Annotated in this window: 3 protein-coding genes; 2 read left to right on the forward strand and 1 reads right to left on the reverse strand. The window is 61.8% G+C overall.

Annotated features, from left to right (window positions below; genetic code table 11):
* Both EOA86_RS30830 and EOA86_RS30835 read left to right on the forward strand, forming a co-directional pair.
* Positions 1–569 (forward strand): phosphoenolpyruvate hydrolase family protein (locus tag EOA86_RS30830; RefSeq protein ID WP_164892149.1); only part of this gene is annotated, 569 nt, incomplete at its 5' end.
* A 4-nt stretch (positions 570–573) separates the two neighbouring features.
* Positions 574–993, forward strand: a complete 420-nt coding sequence (locus EOA86_RS30835; RefSeq protein WP_128345066.1) for a cupin domain-containing protein — start codon at positions 574–576, stop codon at positions 991–993.
* A 196-nt stretch (positions 994–1189) separates the two neighbouring features.
* Here the strand turns inward: EOA86_RS30835 and EOA86_RS30840 are convergent, their stop codons facing one another.
* The gene (locus tag EOA86_RS30840; RefSeq protein WP_128345068.1) at positions 1190–2377 is read right to left on the reverse strand and encodes a Xaa-Pro peptidase family protein; all 1188 of its coding nucleotides are present in this window, start codon (positions 2375–2377) and stop codon (positions 1190–1192) included.
* Between the last annotated feature and the right edge of the window lie 21 nt (positions 2378–2398).

Raw genomic sequence — 2398 nt, forward strand, 5'->3', positions numbered from 1 at the left:
CCTTCGTCATCATGCCGCTGCTGCTGGCCGAGCTGAAGACGATGGGTTTTTCCGGCGTGCAGAACTTTCCGACCATCGGCCTGTTCGACGGCCAGATGCGGCAGAGTTTCGAAGAAACCGGTATGGGCTTCGGGCTCGAGGTCGACATGATCGCCGCGGCACACGAACTCGACCTGCTGACCACGCCCTATGTCTTCAATCCCGATGAGGCCCGCGCCATGACCAAGGCCGGCGCCGACATCATCGTCGCCCATATGGGGGTGACCACCGGCGGCTCGATCGGCGCGACGTCGGCCAAGTCGCTCGACGACTGCGTGACGGAGATCGACGCCATCGCTGAAGCGGCGCGTGTCGTGCGCAAGGACGTCATCCTGCTTTGCCATGGCGGGCCGATCTCGATGCCGGACGACGCCCGGTACATACTCGAACGCTGCAAGGGCCTGCACGGCTTTTACGGGGCAAGCTCGATGGAGCGGCTGCCGGCGGAAGCGGCGATCGCCAGGCAGACTGCGGATTTCAAGGCCGTCACGCTTGGCGGCACAATCGTTGCAAAGAAAAAGATGGGATGAGACGATGACCGACAAGAAAAAGGTGTTTGTCTATCCGAAGGAGGTCAGCGCCTTCGGCTTCGACTGGGGCAGACTGTCGTTGACGGTGGCGCCCGAGGTGAACGGCGCGACGCACTTTTCCGGCGGCGTCGTCGACCTGCCGTCCGGCAAGGGCCACACGCGCCACAACCACCCGGGCGCCGAGGAAATCATCTTCGTCATATCAGGCAATGGCGAGCAGATGGTTGAGGACGACAAGGGCAATCCGGTCATTGCGAAGGTCGGCCCCGGCTGCACCATCTATGTGCCGGAAAGCCGCTTCCATTCGACGCTAAATACCGGCGATGGGCCGATGCAGCTCTTCGTCGTCTATTCGCCCGCCGGACCGGAACTGGCGTTGCGCGACCTGCCGGATTTCAGGCTGCTGCCGCCGGGCGGGAAGTGATCTTGCCGCCGCCTCAGTGTTGAGGCCCCCTCATCCGGCCGCTTCGCGGCCACCTTCTCCCCGCTGGGGAGAAGAGACAGGCGCCAGTGTTGGCGACCTCCTCTCCCCTCGGGGAGAGGTCGGATTGTCCCGAATTGCCCTTTGCAATTCGGTTGGCAATCCGGGTGAGGGGGCAGCGCCTTTCATTGCAAGGCTGTCAAACTCCACCCCTGTTCCAACCCCTGCCCCGATCGCCGAACATGACGTAGCCAGTCTCGGTGACCGCCACGGTGTCTTCCAGCTTGATGAAGCCGCGCGTCGGGTGGAGCATCGTGGTCTCGACCGAGAGCACCATGTTTTTCTCCAGCGGCTTTTCGGCATAGGTGCCTTCATATGTCACCGGATGGTTGGTCATCAGGAATGGCGCTTCATGCGTGATCAACCCCATGCCATGGGCGAAGAAATCGGTATAGGGCGCAACCTTGGATTTCTTCAGCACGCCCTCCGCATAGGAAATCATATCACCGCCCAGTGTGCCAGCGCATACCTTGGAAAAGGCCGCCTGCTGCACCGTCTCGACCTCGGCTAAAAGGTCCTCGAGTTCGGCATCCGGCTCGCCCAGAATGCCCATGCGGCAGAGGTCGCCGATATAGCCGTGATAATTGCCGCCTGAGTCAATCGACATCACCTCGCCCTTCTTCCATGCCTGTGGCGAGCCGGCGCGGTTGTGGCTGGAACCCAGCGTCAGCAGGCAATATTCGAAATGCGCTCCGCGATTGGTCTCCTCGCGCCGCAATTGCTCGATGATCTCAGTCTTGGTCGTGCCTTCGCGTGCCCACGCAATGGTCGCCAGCATGGAATCGGTGATCAGTTCGGAGGCGATGCGCAACTTCTCCAACTCGGCTTCCGTCTTGATGGCACGCATCCGCTCCAGCATATCAGTCGCGTCGATCAGCTTGGCGTCGGGCAATGCCTTGCGGATCAGCGTGTAGGCATCCGACGGCAGGAATGCCGGCTCGATGCCGATGCGGGCATCGCCCTTGCCGATTTTCGTCAGGTGTTCGACGGCATGGTTGGCGGCGTCGAGCGTGCCCCAGCAGGCGGCATGCAAGGTCGGCGTCCAGAACGGCTTGTTCTGGTGCTCGCCGCCCTCCATGCGGTTGCCGATATAGGCGGCGTGGCCCGGCCCGCCCTTCTCATAGACAACGATCGGCAGATAGCGGCTGTGGCCGATCGCATCCATGGCGGCGAAGAAGATGAACTTGTAGCCGCCAAGCAGATATCGCGTGTTGTGCTTGGAGGTAGCGAGCAGCACATCGATGCCGGCCTCCTCCATCAGCCGATCGACCCTGGCATGATCGAACGGGATGGTGCTGACGGCATTCTTGCCCGGGGCGACGTTCATCTCTCTCTCCCTGAATTTTCC

Source organism: Mesorhizobium sp. M5C.F.Ca.IN.020.32.2.1, assembly GCF_004023105.1.
GTDB lineage: Bacteria > Pseudomonadota > Alphaproteobacteria > Rhizobiales > Rhizobiaceae > Mesorhizobium > Mesorhizobium wenxiniae.

Bases quoted from the DNA above. Each gene is read 5' to 3' on its own strand.
- EOA86_RS30835 (WP_128345066.1), top strand. From the start codon at position 574: ATGACCGACAAGAAAAAGGTGTTTGTCTATCCGAAGGAGGTCAGCGCC.
- EOA86_RS30840 (WP_128345068.1), bottom strand. From the start codon at position 2,377: ATGAACGTCGCCCCGGGCAAGAATGCCGTCAGCACCATCCCGTTCGAT.